This is a genomic window from Desertibaculum subflavum, assembly GCA_003576705.1.
GTDB classification, from domain to species: domain Bacteria; phylum Pseudomonadota; class Alphaproteobacteria; order Ferrovibrionales; family Ferrovibrionaceae; genus Desertibaculum; species Desertibaculum subflavum.
On the sequence record QOZS01000045.1, the window covers coordinates 13259 to 35821 of the forward strand.

The window sequence follows — 22563 nt, forward strand, 5'->3', positions numbered from 1 at the left end:
AAATTTCTTGGCGTCAGCCGTTCTGCGCCCGATGGCGCAGCAGGTGGTCGGCCAGCACGCAGGCCATCATCGCCTCGCCGACCGGCACGGCGCGGATGCCGACGCAGGGGTCGTGCCGGCCTTTGGTGGTGATGGTGGTGGCATGACCGTCGACATCGATGGTGTCGCGCGGGCTCAGAATCGACGAGGTCGGCTTGACCGCGAAGCGCACCACCACCGGCTGGCCGGTCGTGATGCCACCCAGGATGCCGCCGGCATTGTTGGCGCGGAAGCGGGGGCCGCCCGCATTGCCGGGCTCCATCTCGTCGGCATTCTGTTCGCCCGACAATGCCGCGGCTGCGAAGCCGGCGCCGATCTCGACGCCCTTCACCGCGTTGATGCTCATCATCGCCGCCGCGAGCTCGGCATCGAGCTTGCCGTAGATCGGCGCGCCGAGGCCGGCTGCCACGCCCTCGGCCACCACCTCGATGATGGCGCCGGCGGAGGAGCCCGCCTTGCGCACGCCGTCGAGATAGCTCTCCCACTGCCGCGCCATCGCCGCGTCCGGCCCGAAGAACGGGTTGCGCTCGACCTCGGCCCAGTCCCAGTTGCCGCGGTCGATCGCATGCGGGCCGATCTGCACCAGGGCGCCGCGGATCGTCACGGCCTCGCCCAGCACCTTGCGCGCGATGGCGCCGGCGGCGACGCGGCAGGCGGTCTCGCGCGCCGAGGAGCGGCCGCCGCCGCGATAGTCGCGGATGCCGTACTTGGTCATGTAGGTGAAGTCGGCGTGGCCGGGGCGGAACTTGTCCTTGATCTCGCCGTAATCCTTGGACCGCTGGTCGACATTCTCGATCAGCAGCGAGATCGGCGTGCCGGTGGTCTGCCCCTCGAACACCCCGGACAGGATCTTCACCTGGTCCGGCTCCTGGCGCTGGGTGGTGAAGCGCGACTGGCCCGGCCGGCGCTTGTCCAGCCATTGCTGGATATCGGGCTCGGCCAGAGGGAGGCGCGGCGGCGTGCCGTCGACCACGCAACCGATCGCCGGCCCGTGGCTCTCGCCCCAGGTCGTCACGCGGAACAGGTGGCCGAAGCTGTTATGCGACATGGGCGCCTTCTACCCCGCCCGGCCGCCCTTGCCTATATCCCGGCCTATAAGACCGTGCTGATATCCGGGGCGTCGACCCGCTTCATGCCGACGGTGTGATAGCCGCAATCGACATGGTGCACCTCGCCGGTCACGCCGCGGCCGAGCTCCGACAGCAGATAGAGCCCGGCGCCGCCGACCTCCTCGATGGTCACGTTGCGCTTGAGCGGCGAGTTCAGCTCGTTCCACTTCAGGATGTAGCGGAAATCGCCGATGCCGCCGGCCGCCGCCAGCGTCTTGATCGGGCCGGCCGAGATCGCGTTGACCCGGATGCCGTGCGGGCCGAGGTCGTGCGCGAGATAGCGCACCGAAGCCTCCAGCGCTGCCTTGGCGACGCCCATCACGTTGTAATGCGGCACCACCTTCTCGGCCCCGTAATAGGTGAGGGTGAGCAGCGAGCCGCCCTCGGTCATCAAGGGCTCCGCCCGGCGGCAGAGATCGGTGAAGGAGAAGCAGGAGATGCGGAGCGAGTTGGTGAAGTTCTCCTCCGTCGTCTCCAGATAGCGGCCCTTCAGCGCCTCCTTGTCGGAATAGGCGATGGCGTGGACGAGGAAATCGAGCCGGCCCCATTTTTCCTTGATGGCGGCGAAGACGGCGTCGAGCGAGGCCGTGTCGGTGACATCGGCGGGCAGCACGAATTGCGAGCCGACCGAGGCCGCGAGCGGGGTCACCCGCCGGGCCAGCGCCTCGCCCTGAAAGGTAAAGGCGAGCTCGGCGCCATGCGCGGCCACGGTCTTGGCGATGCCCCAGGCGAGGGAACGATCATTGGCGACCCCCATAATGAGGCCGCGGCGGCCGGCCATCAGTGGCCGTGCTTCGGACATGCAGGACTCCCGCGAACTGGACACTAGTTTCAGGGAAACCCCATCCTACACAAGGGCCGCCGCCTGCCAACGGCCCGCGGGCCCGAGCAGGGGGCGGGGGCTCAGTACAACCCACCGCCCGGCTTCACCCCGCCGCCCTGCCGCATGTCGCCCACGGCCGACTTGGCCGCGCCGGCCAGCAGCGCGTTGTCCGCCATCAGGGTGACGAACTGGAAGCCCAGCCCGATCATCTGCTTGGCGAAGGCGGTGGAGCCGCAATGGATGCCGGCGGCGACCTTGTGCTTCCTGGCGCCGGCGACGATCTGCTTGATGGCATCGACCACGATCGGGTTGTCGGGCGTGCCCGACGGCTCGACACCGTAGGTGATCGCCAGATCAGCGGGCCCGACATAGATGGCGTCGAGGCCGGGGACCGAAAGGATGTTGTCCAGGTCCTCCACCGCCTTCTTGGTCTCGATCATGGCGAAGGCGATCACGCTGTCGTTGGAGTGCTTGTAGTAGTCGCCGCCGTTGTACCAGAGCGCCCGGGTCGGGCCGAAGCTGCGATAGCCCTTGGGATGATAGCGGCAGGCGCCGACGAAGGCCTCGCATTCCGGGCGGCTGTTGATCATCGGGCAGATGATGCCCATGGCGCCGGCATCCAGCAGCTTCATGATGATGCCGGGCTCCAGCCAGGGCACCCGGGCGAGGGGGGTGGTGTTCGGCACCGTCGAGATTGCCTGGAACATGCCGACGGCGGCCTGGTAGTCGACCAGGCCGTGCTGCAGGTCGGCGGTCAGCGAATCCCAGCCGGCCTGGGCCATGTTCTCGGCCGCAACGCTGCTCGGGATGCCGAGCCAGCCGTTGATCACCGCTCCGCCCTTGGCCCAGATATTCCTGACGTTGTTCTCACGCACGGCGTTTCCCCTCCGAAAATCGGTGCTTCGCGGACGCCGGCCCGGCGCCCCGCCGGCTCGACCTTGGTCGATTGTGCCGGCTATCGATAATCATGGACCGATCGCGTGGTTTGTGGCTAGCATCTTCACAAATGGATAACCGAACGGTCGTTCGGCATAAGCGGAGGAGGAACTCGGGAATGCAAAAATCGAAGTTTACGCGTCGTCGGTTCATGGCGACGACCGCCGCCGCCTCGGCGGTGGTGGCCGCGCCTTTCGTGCGCACCGCCAACGCGGCCGGCAAGCTGTCGGTCGGGTTGTGGGACCATTGGGTCCCCGGCGCCAATGCGGCGACCAAGACCGCGATCGAGGAATGGGCGGCCAAGGAGAAGGTCGACGTCTCGATCGACTTCATCACCAGCCAGGGCAACAAGATCCTGCTGACCATCGCCGCCGAGGAGCAGGCCCGGTCCGGCCACGACATCATGGCGATGGCGACCTGGCAACCGGCCGAACGCGCGCGCAATCTCGAGCCCGTCGACGACATCATGGCGCCGCTGATCAAGCAGAACGGCCCCGTCAACGCGACGGTCGAGTATCTCGGCAAGATCGGCGGCAAGTGGGTCGCCGTCCCGGCCACGGTCGGCAGCCAGCTGAAGGGACCGTGCAGCCGCATCGACTATCTCAAGCAGTTCGCCGGCATCGACCTCAAGGCGATGTATCCGGCCGGCAGCGCCCCCAAGGCGGATGGCTGGACGACGGATTCGTTCCTCAAGGCGGCGGAAGCCTGCCACAAGGGCGGCCATCCGTTCGGCATCGGGCTCGGCACGACGTCGGATTCGGTCGATTCGGCCGGTGCGTTCTTCCACGCCTTCGGCGCCATGCTGGTCGATGCGAAGGGCAACATCACGGTCAAGACCGACCCGGTGCGCCAGGCGCTCGACTACTACAAGCGCCTGATGGCCTTCCTGCCGCCGGATGTGCCCTCGTGGGATGACGCGTCGAACAACAAGTGGCTGGTCTCCGGCCGCGGCTCGATGATCATGAACCCGCCCTCGGCCTGGGCGGTCGCCAAGCGCGACGCGCCGCAGATCGCCGAGCAGCTCTGGACGCACGGCTTCCCGGCCGGGCCGAAGGGCCGTCACGGGCCGTTCCTGCCGTATTTCTGGGGCATCTGGAGCTTCGGCAAGAACAAGCCGGCGGCCAAGGCCCTGCTGACCCACCTGTCGCAGCCGAAGGCGATCGAGTCGATGGTGGTGGCCAGCCAGGGCTACGACATCCCGGCCTACGCCAACCTGACCACGCTCAAGGTCTGGGCGGAGGAGGGCCCGCCGAAAGGCACGCTCTACCACTACCCGAACCCGCACAACCATCAGATCCTCTCGATCGCCGCCGCGCCGGCGCCGCACAAGATCGCGGTGCAGATCTACACCCAGGCGATCCAGACCAAGATGGCGGTGCGCCACTTCCAGGGCGAGCCGATGGAAAAGACGCTCGACTGGGCCGCCAAGGAAGTCGAAGGCTTCATGCGCACCTGAGTCCGGCGCAAGCTGGAATCCGGTATCCGGGACCGTCGGCGCCTGCCGGCGGTCCCGGTCCCGGTGCAGATCGAGCACAGTGAAACAAGCAAAGTAATGTCTTGAGGGAGGCGTGGACGATGGTCGATTCGGCAATCCGTGTGGGCACGGCCAATGGGGCGGCGCGCGGCGGGCTGCACCGGCTGATGCGGCGGAAGTCGACGATCGCATTCTTCATGGCCTTGCCGCTGATCGCCCTGCTCGCGGCCCTGGTGGCCTATCCGGCCGGCTATGCGGTCTATCTGGCGATGCTCAGCAAGTCGATGGAGCGCTTCGTCGGCTTCGGCAATTTCACCTTCCTGTTCGGCCGCGACACCTTCTGGCAGGTCGTCTACCAGTCCTGCCTGTTCGCCATCACGGCGGTCGTCTTCAAGGCGATCATCGGCTTCGTCGTCGCCCATTTCGTGCACAACATCCCCGCCAAGGGCCAGCGCAAGTGGCGCGGCATGCTGCTGGTGCCGTGGGTGATCCCCCCGGCCATGTCGACGCTCGCATGGCTCTGGCTGTTCGATCCCTCGTACAGCGCCTTCAACTGGGTATTCGATCATATCGGGATCGGTCGCGTCCCCTGGCTCGGCGAGGCCGCCTGGGCGCGGTTCTCGGTCATCCTGGTCAATGTCTGGATCGGCGCACCGTTCTTCATGATCATGTATCTCGCGGCGCTGAAATCGGTGCCGGACCAGCTCTACGAGGCGGCGGCGATCGACGGGGCCAGCTGGTGGCAGCGGATCTGGTACATCACGCTCCCGATGATGCGGAACATCATCGCCATTACCGCGCTGTTCTCGCTGATCGTCACCTTCGCCAATTTCGACATCGTGCGCGTGCTGACGGCGGGCGGCCCGCTCGACTACACGCATATCTTCGGCACCTGGGCCTTCCGCGTCGGCATCGAGGGCGGCGACATTCCGCTCGGAGCCGCCGTCTCGCTGTTCATGGTGCCGATCCTGGCAGTCGCCGCGATCTTCATCCTGCGCGACATTACCCGGCGGGGGAGTGAAGTCTGATGGCCAACACTGCTGTCTCCGTCGGCGGCCCCACGCGCCAAATCCGCTATGGCTCGGTGAGCCGCGACCGCAAGCGCGCGCTGATCTGGTCCTACGTCTTCCTGGTGATCTTCGCGATCTTCTTCCTGATGCCGCCGGTCTACATGCTGATCACCTCGCTGAAGACCAGCGCGGAGATCTCGGCGATCACCAATCCGTGGTGGGTCTACAACCCCACGCTCGAGAACTACGTCTCGCTGCTGACCTCGCCCGAATATCTGACCTTCTTCTGGAACTCGGCGATGGTCTCGATCATCGTGGTGACCATCACCATGGTCATCAGCGTGCTGGCGGCCTTCGCGCTCGCCCGCATGCGGTTCTGGGGCTCGGCGACGCTCGCGACCGGCGTCTTCCTGACCTACCTGATCCCCGAGACGCTGCTGTTCATTCCGCTGTTCAAGATCTTCGCCTTCGTGAACGAGCTCACGGGCATCGAGCTGATCAACAACTGGTGGGTCTTGCTGTTCCTCTATCCGACGCTGACGGTGCCGTTCTGCACCTGGATCATGATCGGCTATTTCGCCTCGATCCCGAAGGAGCTGGACGAGGCGGCGCTGATCGACGGGGCGGGCTGGATGCAGACCCTGACCAAGATCTTCATCCCCGTGGCGCTGCCCGGCATCATCGCGGCGACGATCTTCGCCTTCACCGTCAGCTGGGCGCAGTTCCTCTATCCGCTCGCCTTCACCACCTCGACCGACCAGCTGGTGCTGCCGGTCGGCATCATCACCACCCTGATCAAGGGCGACGTGTTCAACTGGGGCCAGATCATGACCGGCGCGCTGCTCGGCGCCGCGCCGCCGCTCATCATCTATGCCTTCCTGATGGACTACTACATCGCCGGCCTCACCGCCGGCGCCACCAAGGGCTAGCCGCGCGTCAACAGCGGCCAGGAAACCAGGACCCGGGGAGCGAAGGGCGACACATGGCACAAGTCACGTTGCGAAAGGTGGTCAAGAATTACGACCAGACGCCGGCAGTGCGCGGCATCGATCTCGAAATCGCCGACAAGGAGTTCGTGGTGCTGGTCGGGCCGTCGGGCTGCGGCAAGACGACGACGCTCCGCATGATTGCCGGCCTGGAGGAGATCACCGGCGGCGACATCCTCATTGGTGCCGACGTGGTCAACGACGTGCCGCCCAAGGACCGCGACATCGCCATGGTGTTCCAGAACTATGCGCTCTATCCGCATATGACGGTGCACGAGAACATGTCGTTCGGGCTCCGCCTGAAGAAGGTGCCGAAGGAGGAGATCAGCAAGCGCGTTCAGGCCGCGGCCCAGATCCTGGACATCTCCGAGCTGCTGCAGCGCAAGCCGAAGCAGCTCTCCGGCGGCCAGCGCCAGCGCGTCGCCATGGGCCGCGCCATCGTGCGCGATCCCAAGGTGTTCCTGTTCGACGAGCCGCTCTCCAACCTTGACGCCAAGCTGCGCGTGCAGATGCGGACCGAGATCAAGAAAGTGCACCAGAAGGTGCGCACCACCACCGTCTACGTGACGCACGACCAGGTCGAGGCGATGACGCTCGCCGATCGCGTCGTGGTCATGAACAACGGCCGGATCGAGCAGGTCGGCGCGCCGAACGACCTCTATCACACGCCGATGACCAAGTTCGTCGCCGGCTTCATCGGCTCGCCGGCGATGAACATGATCCCGTGCCGGCTGGAGAAGGCGGCCGGGGGCTTGCGGGTTACGCTGAGCGACGGCGTGTCCTTCCCGGTGCCGGAGGACCGCACGGCGCGCTACGAGCAGCACTTGAACAACGGCCAGCTCCTGTTCGGCCTCCGGCCGGAGCATCTGATGGATGCGCATGCGCATGCCAATCCGCACCAGCATCCCTTCGACGTCACGCTCGAAGTGACCGAGCCGATGGGGATGGAGACCCTGGTCTATTTCCCGATCAACGGCATCGATATCTGCGCCCGGGTCAGCCCGAATGCCGGCGCGCAGGCGGGCAGCCGTTTGCGCCTGCTGGCCGATCTCGACAACATGCACCTGATCGACGATACGAGCGGTCGCGTTCTCTGACGCCCGTTCTGTGATGCTCTAGGGGAGAGTTCCATCGTGGCAAGGTTGAGAGGCAAGGTCGCCTGGGTGACCGGGGCCGGCTCCGGCATTGGCGAGGCGGCGGCGGTCATGCTGGCGGAGGAGGGGGCGAGCGTCGTCCTGACCGGCCGTCGCAAGGAGCCGCTGGAAGCGGTGGCCAAGCGCATCAAGGCGGCCGGCGGCACCGCGCTGGTCAAGCCGGGCGACCTGATGAAGCCCACGACCGCCGGCAAGATCGCCGACGCGATCAAGGCCAAGTTCGGCCGGCTCGACATCCTGGTCAACAATGCCGGCCTCAACATCACCAGACGCAGCTGGAAGCAGCTCGAGACCGAGGGCATCGACCAGCTGATCCACGGCAACCTGTCCAGCGCCATGTACTGCGCCATCGCGGCGCTGCCGCTGATGCGGGCGCGCAAGGACGGCATCCTGATCCACACCGCCTCGATGGCGGGCCGCGTGGTCAGCCTGCTCTCCGGCCCCGGCTACACCGCGGCGAAGCATGGTCTGGTCGCCGCCAGCCACAGCATCAACATGGAGGAATGCACGAACGGCATCCGCTCCACGGTCGTCTGCCCGGGCGAGGTGGCGACGCCGATCCTGGACAAGCGCCCCGTGCCGGTCAGCAAGCAGGACCGCGACAAGATGGTGCAGTCCGAGGATGTCGGCGACCTGATCCGCTACATCGCCTGTTTGCCGCGCCATGTCTGCATCAACGAAGTGATGATCTGCCCGACCTGGAACCGCGGCTACGTCGCGGCGCAGAACCAGGGGCATGTGAAGGTGTGAGGACGAAAGCCCTCTCCGCCCCTGAGGGGCAGAGCGGGCTTACATCTTGCTGGTATGGAGTGACGTATCGATGGTGACGATCAAGGCGGCGGCGCTCGAAACCCTGGTCGCCGACATCTTCTCCGCCGCCGGCTGCTCCGATGCCGAGGCCGGTCGCGTCGGCCGCTATCTCGTCGCCGCCAATCTCACCGGCCATGACAGCCACGGCGTGGTGCGCGTGCCGCGCTACGTGCAGATGAAGGCCGATGGCCTGATCTTCGCCGACCGGAAGGTGGACGTCGTGGTCGACACCCCGGTGCTGGCGGTGGTCGACGGCAAATACGGCTTCGGCCAGACGGTGGCGCCGCAGGCGGTCGAGATCGGCATCGAGAAGTGCCGGGCGATGGGCCTCTCGGCCGTCGCGCTCCGCAATGCCGGCCATATCGGCCGGGTCGGTGACTGGGCCGAGATGGCGGCCGAGGCGGGCCTCGTCTCCGTCCATTTCGCCAATGCGGCCGGCTCCGTGCTGGTCGCGCCTTTCGGCGGGGTGGAGCGGCGCTTCTCCACCGCGCCCTATTGCGTCGGCATTCCGCGCGCCGGCCAGGCGCCGCTGCTGCTCGATTTCGCCACCTCGATCGTGGCGGAAGGCAAGGTTCTGGTGGCGAGCCAGGGCGGCAAGGCGATCCCGACCGATGCGCTGATCGGCCCCGACGGCAAGGTCAGCGACGACCCGCGGCATCTCTACGGCGACTACGCGCCGACCGGCCCGCGCGACGGCCGCAAGGGCAAGGGTGCCATCCGCGCCTTCGGCGACCACAAGGGCTCCGGCCTCGCCTTCATGTGCGAGATGCTGGGCGGCGCCCTTTCCGGCAACGGCGCCACCAAGTTCGACCGCAAATTCGCCAACGGCATGTTCTCGTTCTATGTCGATCCCAAGGTGGTCGATCCCGAGAACTTCTTCCCGGCCGAGGTCGCCCGCTACACCGATTTCGTCAAAGCATCGAAGCGCGTCAAGGAGGACCAGGAAATCCTGGTGCCGGGCGAGGCGGAAGACCGCAGCCGCACCAGGCGCCTGAAGGACGGCGTGCCGTTGCCCGACGACACCTGGGCCTCGATCCTCGCCGCCGCCCGCGCCGCCGGCGTCGCCGAGACCCGCATCCAGGCGGCGACGGCCTGACGCTGTAGCCGTTCAGTCGGGCTGCCACAACGGCGCGATACGTTCGGCATTTCGCCGCCCATAGGCCGCAGCCAGCTCTTCCAGCGTAAGCTGTGGCCGCAGCCGGCGCGCAACATCCAGCGCACGTCTGGCCTCCTCCATGCGGCCCAGCTTGGCGAGCAGAACCGCTTCCAGAACCCGCGCCAGGTGAAGCTTCGGATCGCGCCGCGCGGCCAGCACGGCTTCCTGCAGTGCCTCGTCGACACGGCCCAGCCGGAACAGAAAGCCGCCCAACGCCCAGCGCCAGAAGGCCAAACGGTGGTCATGCGGGCTGATCCGGATCCCGTGCCGCATCTGCTCGATGCCGGCCTCCATGGATCCGCTGATGGCGAGCGCGGCGCCGCAGGCGACATGGGCTTGCGCGTTGCTGGGATCGAGCTCCACCGCGCGCCGCAGGATTTCGACGCCGCGATGCGCCTGGCCCAGATCGGCCAGGGCGCAGCCGGCATAGCCCATGACTTCCGAGCTGCCGCTGTCGAGATCGATGGCGGTTTCGGCAGCGCGCACTGCCGCCTGCTGCTCCAGGTCGGAATGCCGCGCGATGCCCGTCGTGGTTCCAAGCCCCGTCAACAGGGCGAGGTAGCCATGCGCCAGCGCGAATTGCGGGTCAATCTGCACGGCCTGCTGCAGATGGGCGCGTGCCTCGCCGAGCGCCGCTTCGTTCCAGCCCTTCAACGTCACCGCGCCCAGCGCCTGCCGATAGCGGCCCCAGGCGTCGACATTCTCAGGCCGTTGTCGATGGATGGCCCGGATCTCGGCCCGCGTGAGCTCGGGCTCCAGCTCCGCGATCACGCCGCGCGCGATGTCGTCCTGCAGCTCCGCCGCCGCGTCGCGTGGCGCTTCGAACCGGCCGGACCACAGCACCCGGCCTGTCGATGCATCGGTCAGCTGCGTGGTCACGCGCACCTGCGCGCCCAGCACGCGCAGACTGCCCTCGACGGCATAGCGGACGTCGAGCTGCCGGGCGATCAATGCGACGTCCAGGTCGCGATCGCGAAACGCGAAGGACGAGCTGCGCGAGATCAGCAGAAATCCTGGGACGCGGGCGAGCAGCGCAATCACGTCTTCGGCCAATCCGTCCGCCAGCAATGCGATCTCTGGATCGCCGGTCCGGACGACGAAGGGCAGGACGGCGATCGAAGCCTGACCGCCGGCGCGAGACGGCACCTCATCGCCCCCGGCGCCGTGCGCCGGCAGCTCGCCCCAGGCCCAGACGCGGACAGGCTCGGCGATATTCTTGAGGCGGCGCATGCCGGCATCGCTCAGGCTCGCGTCGAGGCGTCCGTGGGTATCGTGCTGCACTCGTCCCGATACGCACACGCTGCCCGGCGCGGCGATCTGCTGCAGTCGGGCCGCGACGTTCACGCTGTCGCCGAAAATGTCGTCGCCATCGCAGATGACGTCGCCGGCATTGATGCCGATGCGCAGATCGATCCGGTCGTCCGGCGCCGCGCCGGCATTCCGCCGCCCCATGCCTTCCTGGACCTCGATGGCGCAGTGGAGGGCGTCGACCGCGCTGGGAAAATCCAGCAACAGCCCGTCACCTGTCGACTTCACGATCCGGCCGCCATGTCCCTCGATGCAGGGATCGATGTGCTCTGCGCGATGCGCCTTCAGCCTCGCCAGCGTGCGCGCTTCATCGCGCCCCATCAGTCTCGAATAGCCCACCACATCGACGGAGACGATCGCAGCCAGCTTGCGCTGCTCTCGGGCCAATTCTGCCTCGTCTAGCCTGATTCGAGCTGGTCCAGGCTATCGGATCGCTCACGCTCCCGCAAAGGGGCGCTGCCGGCACGGCCAAGCTTTGGCGCAGGGCCGGCTAAAGCGGCCAGACCACGAGCAGGGTCGGCACGCCGACCGCCAGCACCACGATCTCCAGCGGCAGGCCGAGCGGCCAGTAATCGGCGAAGCGGAAGCCGCCCGGCCCCATGATCAGCGTGTTGTTCTTGTGCCCGATCGGCGTGAGGAAGGCGCAGGAGGTGGCGATCGCGGTGCCCATCAGGAAGGTGTCGGGATTGACGCCGAGCTTCTGGGCGAGCTGCACGGCAAGGGGGCCCGCTATCACCATCGTCGCGACGTTGTTCAGCACGTCGGACAGTGTCATCACCACCACCATCAGCAGGACCAGCGCCACCACCGCCGACTGGCCGCGGGTCAGCTCGAGGATCGCGTCGGCGATCAGCGCCGTGCCGCCCAGGCGCTCGAAGGCCGTGCCGATCGGCAGCAGGCAGGCCAGCATCACCACCACCGGCCACTCCACCTGCTGGTAGAACTCGCGCCCGCTGATCAGCCCGAAGGCGGCATAGCCGGCCACCGCGATGCCGATGGCGACGGTGAAGGAGACGAGGCCCAATCCCGCCGCGGCGATGGCGGCGGCGAACAGTCCGACGGTGACGGCGATCTTCCACGCCGTCGGCGCGGCGACGCTGACCGTGCCGATCGGGATCAGGCCCAGCAGGTCGAGCGTCGGCTGGCGGCTTGCCCCGGCGCCCGCCATCAGCAGCGTGTCGCCGGCGGCGATCGGTCGGCTCTGCACCACGTCGCGCACGAAGATGTCGCTGTGGCCGATGCCGAGCAGGGTGATGCCGAAGCGGCTGCGCAGCGCCAGCTCGCGCGCCGAACGGCCGGCCAGCCGGGAATCGGCGCGCACCACCGCCTCGACGATGTTCGGCTCGAACTTCTTCGCCTTGTCCTCGGCTTCGTCCGCCGCGGCTTCCGCCGGTGCATCCTCTTCCTGCGGCGCGTCCTGCAGGCCGAGCGACTTGATGAAGGCGCCGATGGCGTCGGTGGAGCCCTCGACCAGCACGATGTCGTCGGCCGCGACAATCATGCGCCGTGCCGCGGCGTAGTGGCGCTCGCGCCCGCGGATCAGGCCGATGATGAGGAGGTCGGATTTCTCCGCATCCTCCTCGATCTCGGCGACGCTCTGGCCGATGGCGCGCGAGCCTTCGGGTACCAGCAGCTCCGCCTTGAAGGACGATTCGCGCACCGCCGCCGCCGCACGGTCCTCGCGCCCCGGCACCAGGCGCCAGCCCGCCAGCGCCACGAAGGCGATGCCGGCGATGGCGACCGCCAGCCCCACCGGCGCGAAATCGAACATCTGGTAGGGGCGGCCGAGCTGCTCCTGCCGCACCGCTGACGCGATGATGTTGGGCGGCGTGCCGATCAGGGTGACCATGCCGCCCAGGATGGTTGCGAAGGCGAGCGGCATCAGCGTCGAGCCCGGCGCGCGGCCCGCCTTGCGCGCGGCCTGCAGGTCGAGCGGCATGAGCAGCGCCAGCGCCGCCACGTTGTTGATCACCATCGACAGCCCGGCGCCGATGCCGCCGATGATCGAGATGTGCAGCGGCGCCGAGCGCCCTTCGCGCAGGAGCAGGCCCGTCATCAGGCCGAGCGCGCCGGAATTCTCGAACGCCCGCGAGGCAATCAGCACCAGCGCCACGATGATGACGGCCGGGTTGGAGAAGCCGGAGAAGGCGTTGCCCTCTGGCACCAGGCCGAGCAGCACGGCGAGGAACAGGCCCGACGCGGCGACCAGATCGTGCCGGAACCGGCCCCAGAGCAGCATGCCGAGGATGCCGGCGAACAATGCGAACAGCTCCGCCTGCGCGATGGTCACGTCCGCCCCTTTGCCCGCCGCCGCAATCCGGCGAGGCTAGCGGCATTCGGCCGCTCGCGCGACAAGGGCCCGAGCCGCGCTACATGCGCGTCCCGCCATTGGTCAGCAGTTCCCAGATGCGGTGGCCGCCATCCCGGCTGTCCGGCGTCGCGCCCGCCTCGCTTCCGCCGGCCTCCGCCAGCGCGAAGACGGTCACCGGCGCCGCCAGTCCCTTCAGCGCATAATCGCCCAGGCGCTCCAGCGACGCCGCCTCGTCGCCCGCCATCTCGGCGAAGGCCTGCGACAGCAGAACCGGTCGCCCCACTTCCTTGGTCAGGCTCTCCAGCCGGGAGGCGATGTTGACCGCCGGCCCGATCACCGTGAAGTCGAGGCGGTTGCGGGATCCGATATTGCCGTACATGACATCGCCGAGATGGACGCCGATGCCGTAGCCGAGCGGCTGCTGCCCGGCCGCCCGATGCCGCGCGTTCACCTCGGCGACGGCGTGCAGGATCTCGACGATCGTGCGCAGCACGCGGCGGCAGGCGTCCGGCTCGTCCAGCGGGAAGATCGCCAGCAACCCGTCGCCCATGAATTTCAGGATCTCGCCGCCGTTCCGCTCGATCGGTTGGCACAGCGCGTCGAAATACTCGTTCAGCACCGCGATCACATGGTCGCGCTCGCGCGTGCTCGACAGGGTGGTGAAGTTGCGCAGGTCGCCGACGATGATGGCGGCGCGGATGGTCTCGCCGTCGCCGCGCCGGATCGCGCCATCCAGGATCTTCTGCCCGGCATGCGGGCCGACATAGGTCTCGAGCAGGGTGCGCGCCAGCCGGGTCTTCAGCCGGACCTCGGTGACCAGCGCCAGCGCCGGCAGGGCGGCCGCCAGCGCCGCGACCTGCGCGTCGGTAAAGCCGTCCGGCGCATCGCTGGCGAAGGTCACCATGTGCCGCTTGCCGAGCATGTGCTTCAGCGGCCAGGCGACATAATCCACCAGGCCCTCCGCCCGGAACTCGGCGAGCAGGGCCGGGGTGAGGTCCGCGCCGGCGCCGCGGTCCACCCGATGCCGCACCATCTCGGCGCCGGTGCGGATGGCCCCGAAGGGGCTCTTTATGTAGGCGTCGGATTGCTTCACTTCGTAGCCGACGGGATGCGTCTCGATGCTGCCGGCGGTTCGTCGCCAGATGAAGCGGGCGCCCATCCATTGCGGATTGTTGGCCAGCAGATGCAGGCTGGCCCTGGCGATCGGCACGCCGGCGGCCAGGAAGCGGTTGCACATTTCGGCGAAGACGTCCTCGGCGAAGCGGATATCGCCCGTGCCCGTCATCAGCCAATGCTGGATTTCGGCGGCGCATCCGCTGGCCATGCAATCAACCTTCCGCTCGGGGCGCTGCCGGCCGGCGCCGGGCGCCGGCCGGAACATCCGCCTGTTCAGTAGTCGACCAGCCGCGCCCATTCGGCGGCCTTGAAGGCGTCCGCCCGATTGGCCTTCGGCGGATAGATCCACTGCGTGTTGATCTCGCGCTTCATCGCCTTCGCCTTGTCGCCGACCAGCTCGACCTGGGCGTCCCAGCCGCGGGTGAACACGGCGTCGTCGGGGCCGAGGTCGAGGCAGGTGACGTAGTTCTTCTGCTGATAGGGTTCGAGCGGCACGCCCAGTAGGTCCGCAGCCACGTTGTGCCCGGCCGCGGCGCCGAGCCGGTTGGCATGCTGGCACGACATCAGCGCCCGGTGGCCCAGGTCGTCCGTCAGCGCCTGCGCGGTGTCGCCGGCGGCGAACACCGCCGGCACTTCGGGAAGCCGCAGATTGCGATCGACCACCAGCCGGCCGGACCGATCGCGCTCGGCCGCCCGGAACTGCTCGGTCAGCGGATTGGCCCGCATGCCGGCCGCCCAGATCACGGTCGCGCTCTCGATGGTCTGCCCGTCGCTCAGAGTGACGCTGCCCTCGGTGATCTTCGACACGCCGACGCCGAGTCTGGTCTCGACGCCTTCCGCGCGCAGCGCCTTCTCGATCAGCGGACGCGGATTCGGGCCCATCGCCGGTGCAATCACTTCGTTGCGGTCGACGATGAGGACGCGGACATTCGCACGTGGCCCCAGGATCTCGCGTAAGCGCGACGGCATTTCCGTCGCCACCTCGATTCCCGTGAAACCGCCGCCGGCGACCACCACCGTGTCGCGGGCGGGCGAGGGCGGTCGGTCGGCCAAGGCCTTGAGATGGCGGTCGAGCACGACCGCATCGTCCATCTGGTCGACGCTGAAGGCGAATTTCGCAAGGCCCGGGATGTCGGGCTTGAACCCCAGGCTGCCGGCCGCCAGCACCAGGCGGTCGTAGGACAGCGAGCGCCGCGCCCCGTCGAATCCAACGACGGCAACCGAATGGCTGGCGGGGTCGATGGCCTCGACCCGGCCCTGCTCGTAGCGGACGTCGACTGCGTCGAACAGTTCCGCCAGTGGCGCGGCCAGGGTCTCGGGCGCGCGCTCGTAGAGGCGGGGGCGGACCACCAGCCGCGGCTCCGGCGCCACGACGGCAATCTCGAGGGCCCTGGGGGAAATACCGCGCTCGTCGCGCAGGCGCGCAGCGGAGAGGGCTGCATACATGCCGGCGAAGCCGGCACCGACGATAAGTATGCGCTGCATGTCTGGAACCTCCTGTTGACGTCGTCGACGCGCTGTCGTCGAACCCCGAGATGGGCTTTGCCTGTTTGTCGAGCAGGAGGATGCGGGCGGACGGGCGGCAAGTCCTTGCGGCGGCCTTGGTTGCGGCGTGCAATTCGCATGGATTTTCGTCCAGATGCGCCCGCCCCCTCGTGTATCTTCGGCGCCGCGGTACGGAGCGGCCTGATGCGGTTTGTGTTCGGGGATTGCGTGCTCGATCTCGACCGGCGGGAGCTCGCACGCGGCGCCGCGGTGGTGGCGGTCGGGCCGCAAGTCTTTGACCTGCTGGCCGTTCTCCTGCGCAACCACGACCGCGTCGTGACCAAGGACGAGCTGCTGGAGACGGTGTGGCGCGGCCGGACCGTCTCCGAATCGACGCTCAACAGTCACATCAATGCGGCCCGCAAGGCGATCGGCGACAGCGGCGAGGAGCAGCGGATGATCCGCACCCTCGCCCGCAAGGGCTTTCGCTTCGTCGGCGAGGTCAGCGAGGCGTCGATCGAGGAGTTTGTGCCGGCGGCGCCGGTCGCCGAGCCGCAGGCGCAGCCGCTACCCTTGCCCGCCAAGCCCTCGCTCGCCGTGCTCGCCTTCGACAATATGAGCGGCGATCCGGAGCAGCAGTATTTCAGCGACGGCATCACCGAGGACATCATCACCGCCCTGTCGCGGGTGAAATGGTTCTTCGTCATCGCCCGCAATTCCAGTTTCGCCTACAAGGGCCGGGCCGTGGACGTGAAGCAGATCGGCCGCGAGCTCGGCGTGCGCTATGTGCTGGAAGGCAGCGTGCGCAGGGCGGGCGAGCGCGTCCGCATCACCGGCCAGCTGATCCAGGCGGAGATGGGCACGCATATCTGGGCGGACCGGTTCGACGGCCAGGCTGCCGATGTCTTCGACCTGCAGGACAAGGTGGTCACCAGCGTCGTCGCGGCGATCGAGCCCTCGCTCCGTCTCGCCGAGATCGATCGCGCCTATCGCAAGCCGACCGACCGGCTGGACGCCTACGACCTCTACCTGCGGGCGCTGCCGCATTTCTACTCGCTGGCGCGCGAAGGCGTGGACGCGGCGATCGCGGCCCTCGATCGCGCCATCGCCATCGACCCGCGTTTCGCGCTGGCCAAGGCACTGGCCGCGCGCTGCTATGCTTGGCGCAACCCGCAGGGTTGGGCCGCCCGGCCGGAAGAAGAGAAGGCGCTTGCCGTCCGGCTCGGGCGCGAGGCGCTGCAGGATGGCGGCGACGATCCCACCGTGCTGTGGATGGTGGGCTTTACGCTGTGGCAGCTGCGGGTCGATCTCGACGGCGCGCTCGAGCTCTACGATCGGGCGCTCGAGCTCAACGCCAATTGCGCGCAGGCACATACCTTGCGCGGCTGGGCGCTCGCCACCGCCGGCCGGCTGGAGGAGGCGACCGCCTCGCTCTCGCTGGCGCTCCGGCTCAGCCCGATCGATCCGGAGACCTTCTTCACCGTGTCGGCGCTGGGCTGGACCTGCTTCGTCGCCGGGCGCTTCGACGAAGCCGTCAAATGGACCGCCCGCGCGCTCCGGGACCGGCCGGGCTTCGGACCCGCCCTTCGGTTCCATGCCGCCAGCCTGGTTGGCCTCGGCCGGCTCGACGAAGCGCGCGACACGATGGCTCACCTGCTCGCGCTGGAGCCGGGGCTGACCGCATCGGAGCTGCGGCAACGCGCGCCGGTCTTCGATGCGAAGCTGATGGATGCCTTCGTGAATGCCTTGCGCCAGGCAGGGCTTCCCGAATGACGCGCCGCAGCCAGCGCATTTGGACGGAAATCCAAGACAAACTCACGCCCGATTGAAAGTCTTCCCGCGCGCTCAGGTCCATCTTCGACCCATCGAGACGGGATGGAGATCCGACCATGAAGACCCTCGGAATCGGAACGACGATATCCGGCACCTCGCCGCCCGCAACCCCGTTCGGGATCACGGTGCGGCGCTGGCGCCGGGAATGGGTGCGTCTGTTCGACCCCTATCGGCCCGAGCTTCACTACATGCGCGGTCCCGGCCCGAAATGCCGCGCGAAGCAGAGGCTCACCGGACCCGGGCTTTGAAGGCCAGATCGTCGTCGATCCCAGGAATCCGTGCGGGGGAGAGTGAAACCATGAACGAGCTGCCATCTCCGAAGCATCGCACGCCGGAAGATCTCCGCGACCGGCTGGCCCTCGGCGTGGTCAAGTTCTTGCGGTTCGTGGCGGATGCCTTCTTTGCCAGGCGATATGGCCACCGCGCCGTCGTGCTGGAGACCGTCGCGGCGGTTCCCGGCATGGTCGGGGGCTTGCTGCAGCATCTCAGGTGCCTGCGCCGCATGACCGGCGACCGCGGTTGGATCCGCACCCTCCTGGCGGAGGCGGAGAATGAGCGGATGCATCTGATGACCTTCATCGAGATCGCGCGCCCGAATCTGCTGGAACGCCTGCTGGTGCTGCTGGTGCAGGGTGCGTTCTTCAATGCCTTCTTCCTGCTCTACCTCGTCTCACCCAAGACGGCGCATCGCATCGTCGGCTATTTCGAGGAAGAGGCGGTCGTCAGCTACACGCAATATCTGTCGGAGATCGACCAGGGCCGCCATGCCAACGTATCGGCCCCGCAGGTTGCGATCGACTACTGGAATCTCGGGCCCGATGCGCGGTTGCGCGATGTCGTGCTGGCGGTGCGCGCCGACGAGGCGAAACATCGCGACGTCAATCACGGCTTCGCCGACGAGCTGACCGTCCAGACGGTGGCGGCAGGCGGCTCTCGCGCGGCCCTGGATCGACACGCCGCGACCGGCCGGCGCTCGCCGGACGCGCCTTTCGATGGCGCTTTGCGCGAGAGAGACGGGCGATGAGCGTCGCCCGCTCGCGCGGATCACGGCCGGAGGAGGAATCCGGAGATGCATCGGACCGCCCCGCAGGCAATGCAGCCACCCTTCGCGGCCCTCGGGCCGGCGACCTCAGAGCATGCTCGATGCACGAGCGCGCCACGCTGGACGCAAATCCAGAGCCAATGACGACGAAGCAGATGGAGAGATCAGCATGAGCACGATCACCACCAAGGACGGCACCGAGATCTTCTACAAGGACTGGGGCACGGGGCAGCCGATCGTCTTCCACCACGGCTGGCCGCTGAGCGCCGACGATTGGGACGCGCAGATGCTCTATTTCGCGGCGAAGGGCTATCGCGTCGTCGCGCATGACCGGCGCGGCCACGGCCGGTCGGCCCAGGTCGGCGGCGGTCACGACATGGACCACTACGCGGCCGACACCGCCGCCGTGGTCGATCATCTCGGCCTGCGCGATGCCATCCATATCGGCCATTCCACCGGCGGCGGCGTGGCGACCCGCTATGCCGCCCGCCACGGCAAGGGCCGCGTCGCCAAGCTCGTCATCATCGGCGCCGTGCCGCCGATCATGGTCAAGACGCCGGCCAATCCGGGCGGCCTGCCGATCGAGGTGTTCGACGGCTTCCGCCAGCAGCTCGCCGCCAACCGGGCGCAGTTCTATCTCGATATCGCGAGCGGCCCGTTCTACGGCTTCAACCGGCCCGGCGCGAAGCCGCTCGACGGCGTGATCCGCAACTGGTGGCGCCAGGGCATGATGGGCGGCGCCAAGGCGCATTACGACGGCATCAAGGCCTTCTCGGAGACGGATTTCACCGACGACCTGAAGGCGATCGACGTGCCGACCCTGGTGATGCACGGCGACGACGACCAGATCGTGCCGATCGCCGATTCGGCGCTGCTCTCGGTCAAGCTGCTCAAGCACGGCACGCTCAAGGTCTACGAGAAGCTGCCGCACGGCATGTGCACCACCCATGCCGATCTCGTCAACGCGGACCTTCTCGCCTTCATCCGGAGCTGAGGCGCGGTGGCGAGCATTCTGGGTGCCTGGGCCTTCGACGCGTTCGAAGGCCTGGGCGCGGGCGGCGCGCTGTCGCTGATCATCGGCATCGTGGCGAGCTTTGCCGTCGGCGTCGGCCGGATGGCGGCCGTGTTCCACTTGAGCCGCCGCCGCGATCAGGCCGTTCACGACGCCGCAAGCGGCGAATTCAGGCTGCGCCGCCGGTCCGGCGCATTTTCGGGAGGCTGAACATGCGAAACCAGCTCAAGCGCCTGGGCACGGCCGGACTTGTCCTTGGCCTCGCCTCTGCCGGAGGCTTCTTCGGCTGGGTCTGGTGGTTCGCCGCGCGCGACCTGGAATCCACCGACAATGCCTATGTGCGCGGCGACATCACGGCGATCGGTCCCAAGGTCGGGGGCTATGTCGCCGCGGTGCTGGTCGGCGACAACCAGATCGTCGGCGCCGGCACAATCCTGGTCCGCATCGACGATGCCGACTTCCGCGCCCAGCTCGACCGCGCGCGGGCCGCGGTCGCCGAGGCGGAGGCCGCCACCCGGCATCTGGAGCGCCGCCAGCAGTACCAGCTCGCGATCATCCGCGAGGCCGACGCGGCGGTCCGGGCGGCGCGCGCCGATGTCGAGCTCACGCAGCGCAACCTGGCGCGGGCAGCGCGGCTGGTCGCCCAGGGCTGGACCACGGAGCGCAATCACGACGTCGCCTCCGCGGATTCGCAGCGTGCGGGTGCCGCGCTCACCCGCGTCGACGCCGCGGCGACGGCCGCACGCGCCCAGCTCGCCGTCATCGAATCCGAATCGGCGCAGCTCGCCGCGCGGCGGCAGGAGGCGGCGGCCCGTCTGCGTCTGGCCGAGATAGCGCTCGACGACACGGTCATCCGCGCGCCGGTCGCGGGCGTGATCGGCAACAAGCGCGTTCAGCCCGGCCAATATGTCGAGCCGCCCGCGGTGCTGATGTCGGTCGTCCCGGTCCAGGGCGTCTGGGTGGTGGCGAATTTCAAGGAGACGCAGCTCGCCCGCATGCGCGTCGGACAGGCGGCGCGTGTCGCCGTGGACGGCTATCCCGATGTCGATATCCGCGGCGTGGTCGACAGCCTTGCCCCGGGGAGCGGGGCCGCCTTCACCCTGCTGCCGCCTGACAACGCCACCGGCAATTTCACCAAGATCGTCCAGCGCGTGCCGGTCAAGATCCGGCTGGCGCCCGATCATCCGCTGGTCGGGCGGCTGGTGCCCGGATTGTCGGTCGAGGTCGCGGTCGATCTCCGCTCGGGCGAAGGCGCTGCGCCGGTCGCGCAAGGCGGCCGTCTGGCGACGCTCGAGGCGACCTTCAGCGACGGACGCTGACGATGGCCGCCGCCGCGTCCGGCCGCGCCGCCGTCGTCGAACGGGCGGAAGCCGTCGGCGGCGTCTCCCTGCGGGCGTGGCTTCTGCTCGCCGGCATCTCGAGCGCCGCGGTGATGGATGCGATCAACAGCACGGTCCTGTCGATCGCCCGCGCCCAGATGATGGGATCCAGCCACGCGACGCCCGACGAGATCGCCTGGCTCAATATCGCGTACTTCATCGCCAAGCTGACGATGTTCCCGGTCGCTGTGTGGCTTCTGGCGCGCATGGGGCGCCGGCGCGTGCTGCTCGGCGCGACGTCGCTGCTGCTGGCGAGTGCGCTTGGCTGCGCCCTGACGACGGATCTCGGTCCGCTCATAGCCTGGCGCGCCGCCCAGGGGGCCGGCGGCGCCGTGCTGCTGGTGGCCGGGCAGACGCTGTTGTTCGAGCTCTTCCCGCGGCGCCAGCAGGGCATGGTCCAGGCGGCGTTCGCGCTGGCCATCGTCATGATGCCGACGACCATCGCGCCGGCGCTGCAGGGCTGGACGACCGACGCGCTCTCCTGGTCTTGGATCTTCCTGTTCAGTCTGCCGTTCGGCGCGATCGGCATGCCGGCGCTCCTGGTTCACGTCGATGAGCCGAAGCGGCATGCCGGGCGCTTCGACTGGCCGGGCGCGGCACTGCTCGGGATCGCGATGGCCTGCCTCGTCTTCGTGTCCCAGGAGGGCAGCCGCTACGACTGGTTCGAGGAGCCGAAGATCGTGCATCTCACGATCGGCGGCACCGTGGCGCTGGCGCTGTTCGTCGCCTGGGAGATCCGCGCCGGGCAGCGCGCCGCGCTGATCGATTTCGGCGTGCTTCGCGACGCACATTTCAACTTCGGCTTCGTCGTCAGCTTCGTCGCCGGCTGCGCCCTGTTCGGCAGCGCCTTCATCATTCCCGCCTTCGCGCTCTCGGTCATCGATCTCGGCCCCATGCATGCCGGCCTTCTGCTGCTGCCGGGCGGCGTGACGCTCGGGCTCGGGCTGCTGGCCGTCGGCGGTCTCATTCAGTTCGGCAAGGTGCCGCCGATGCTGTTCATCCCCGCCGGCATTCTCTGCTTCATGGCGGCCATGTGGATGCTGTCCGGCCTCACGGTCGAGAGCGGGGCGCCGGACATGACATTGCCCCTGCTGTTGCGGGGGCTCGGCCTCAGCCTCCTCTTCATTCCGTTGACCATGGTCACCCTCGCCGATCTCGGCGGCAGGCTGCTTGGCCATGGCGTGGCGCTGTTCAATCTCGGGCGCCAGGTGGGCGGCCTCATCGGCATTGCCGGGCTCGCGACCTATCTCGACCATCAGGCGGCGCAAGGCCGCTTTGTCCTCGCGGCGTATCTCGCGCCGGGGAATCCCGAACTGGCCGAACGCCAGGACATGATCGTCGCGGCCCTGGTCGCGCGCGGCTTCAGCCCGGCGGAGGCGGCGTCCGCGGCAATGGCGGTGATCCGGAGCGCCTTCCAGGCGCAGGTGAACGTGCTGTCGTTCAGCGAAGGATTTCTCGCATTGGCGCTTCTGTTCGTGGCCGCCGTGCCCGTCCTGCTCTCGATCAAGCTGGCGCAGACGATCTGCGCCGGCCACGGAAGGCATTGATCGACCCAAACGAGTTGTCGGCGTCCTGGCCGA

At 68.1% G+C, this 22563-nt stretch carries 20 protein-coding genes; 13 read left to right on the forward strand and 7 right to left on the reverse strand.

What is annotated here, in order from left to right:
- Positions 1–13: 13 nt before the first annotated feature.
- The 3 genes from aroC to DT074_RS20630 all read right to left on the reverse strand — a co-directional run bounded on the left by aroC (position 14) and on the right by DT074_RS20630 (position 2846).
- A complete protein-coding gene (gene aroC, locus DT074_RS20620) occupies positions 14–1087 on the reverse strand; it encodes a chorismate synthase (protein ID WP_119421756.1) in 1074 nt (357 codons plus the stop codon).
- A gap of 44 nt (positions 1088–1131) precedes the next feature.
- Positions 1132–1950 (reverse strand): enoyl-ACP reductase FabI, encoded by an 819-nt coding sequence (fabI, locus tag DT074_RS20625; protein ID WP_119421757.1) that lies wholly within the window; start codon positions 1948–1950, stop codon positions 1132–1134.
- Between the two features lie 101 nt (positions 1951–2051).
- Complete coding sequence (locus tag DT074_RS20630) at positions 2052–2846, reverse strand: HpcH/HpaI aldolase family protein (protein WP_119421758.1); 795 nt, start codon at positions 2844–2846, stop codon at positions 2052–2054.
- A 179-nt stretch (positions 2847–3025) separates the two neighbouring features.
- On the opposite strand from DT074_RS20630, the gene DT074_RS20635 reads away from it, so the two are divergent.
- From DT074_RS20635 to DT074_RS20660, 6 genes are all read left to right on the forward strand, one after another.
- Positions 3026–4363: an ABC transporter substrate-binding protein gene (locus DT074_RS20635; RefSeq protein WP_119421759.1), complete on the forward strand. Its 1338-nt coding sequence runs from the start codon at positions 3026–3028 to the stop codon at positions 4361–4363.
- A 119-nt stretch (positions 4364–4482) separates the two neighbouring features.
- On the forward strand, positions 4483–5409 hold the full coding sequence (locus DT074_RS20640) for a carbohydrate ABC transporter permease (protein ID WP_119421760.1): 927 nt from the start codon (positions 4483–4485) through the stop codon (positions 5407–5409).
- Entirely contained in the window at positions 5409–6320 is a 912-nt protein-coding gene (locus DT074_RS20645; RefSeq protein ID WP_119421761.1) for a carbohydrate ABC transporter permease, read from the forward strand. The genes DT074_RS20640 and DT074_RS20645 overlap by 1 nt, the downstream gene beginning before the upstream one ends.
- 53 nt (positions 6321–6373) lie before the next feature.
- The gene (locus DT074_RS20650; protein WP_119421762.1) at positions 6374–7474 is read left to right on the forward strand and encodes an ABC transporter ATP-binding protein; all 1101 of its coding nucleotides are present in this window, start codon (positions 6374–6376) and stop codon (positions 7472–7474) included.
- Between the two features lie 33 nt (positions 7475–7507).
- A complete protein-coding gene (locus tag DT074_RS20655; protein ID WP_119421763.1) occupies positions 7508–8281 on the forward strand; it encodes an SDR family oxidoreductase in 774 nt (257 codons plus the stop codon).
- A gap of 70 nt (positions 8282–8351) precedes the next feature.
- Positions 8352–9437 carry a malate/lactate/ureidoglycolate dehydrogenase gene (locus tag DT074_RS20660; protein ID WP_119421764.1) on the forward strand — a complete coding sequence of 362 codons (1086 nt, stop codon included), beginning with the start codon at positions 8352–8354 and terminating at the stop codon, positions 9435–9437.
- Positions 9438–9449: 12 nt separating this feature from the next.
- On the opposite strand, the gene DT074_RS20665 is transcribed toward DT074_RS20660, so the two are convergent.
- The 4 genes from DT074_RS20665 to DT074_RS20680 all read right to left on the reverse strand — a co-directional run bounded on the left by DT074_RS20665 (position 9450) and on the right by DT074_RS20680 (position 15717).
- On the reverse strand, positions 9450–11192 hold the full coding sequence (locus DT074_RS20665; protein ID WP_119421765.1) for an adenylate/guanylate cyclase domain-containing protein: 1743 nt from the start codon (positions 11190–11192) through the stop codon (positions 9450–9452).
- 103 nt (positions 11193–11295) lie between these two features.
- Entirely contained in the window at positions 11296–13095 is a 1800-nt protein-coding gene (locus DT074_RS20670) for an SLC13 family permease (RefSeq protein WP_119421766.1), read from the reverse strand.
- A 79-nt stretch (positions 13096–13174) separates the two neighbouring features.
- Positions 13175–14440, reverse strand: a complete 1266-nt coding sequence (locus DT074_RS20675) for an adenylate/guanylate cyclase domain-containing protein (RefSeq protein ID WP_119421782.1) — start codon at positions 14438–14440, stop codon at positions 13175–13177.
- 65 nt (positions 14441–14505) lie between these two features.
- Positions 14506–15717 (reverse strand): NAD(P)/FAD-dependent oxidoreductase, encoded by a 1212-nt coding sequence (locus DT074_RS20680; RefSeq protein ID WP_119421767.1) that lies wholly within the window; start codon positions 15715–15717, stop codon positions 14506–14508.
- 204 nt (positions 15718–15921) lie between these two features.
- Here DT074_RS20680 and DT074_RS20685 point away from each other — a divergent pair, with 204 nt between their 5' ends.
- From DT074_RS20685 to DT074_RS20715, 7 genes are all read left to right on the forward strand, one after another.
- Entirely contained in the window at positions 15922–17490 is a 1569-nt protein-coding gene (locus tag DT074_RS20685) for a winged helix-turn-helix domain-containing protein (RefSeq protein WP_119421768.1), read from the forward strand.
- 116 nt (positions 17491–17606) lie between these two features.
- Entirely contained in the window at positions 17607–17798 is a 192-nt protein-coding gene (locus DT074_RS20690; protein ID WP_119421769.1) for a hypothetical protein, read from the forward strand.
- Positions 17799–17848: 50 nt separating this feature from the next.
- Positions 17849–18574: an alternative oxidase gene (locus tag DT074_RS20695; RefSeq protein ID WP_119421770.1), complete on the forward strand. Its 726-nt coding sequence runs from the start codon at positions 17849–17851 to the stop codon at positions 18572–18574.
- Positions 18575–18761: 187 nt separating this feature from the next.
- Complete coding sequence (locus DT074_RS20700; RefSeq protein WP_119421771.1) at positions 18762–19586, forward strand: alpha/beta fold hydrolase; 825 nt, start codon at positions 18762–18764, stop codon at positions 19584–19586.
- 6 nt (positions 19587–19592) lie between these two features.
- The gene (locus DT074_RS20705; RefSeq protein WP_119421772.1) at positions 19593–19814 is read left to right on the forward strand and encodes a hypothetical protein; all 222 of its coding nucleotides are present in this window, start codon (positions 19593–19595) and stop codon (positions 19812–19814) included.
- Positions 19815–19816: 2 nt separating this feature from the next.
- Entirely contained in the window at positions 19817–20923 is a 1107-nt protein-coding gene (locus DT074_RS20710) for an HlyD family secretion protein (protein ID WP_119421773.1), read from the forward strand.
- Positions 20924–20925: 2 nt separating this feature from the next.
- On the forward strand, positions 20926–22530 hold the full coding sequence (locus DT074_RS20715; RefSeq protein ID WP_368744808.1) for a DHA2 family efflux MFS transporter permease subunit: 1605 nt from the start codon (positions 20926–20928) through the stop codon (positions 22528–22530).
- The last annotated feature ends 33 nt before the right edge of the window (positions 22531–22563 follow it).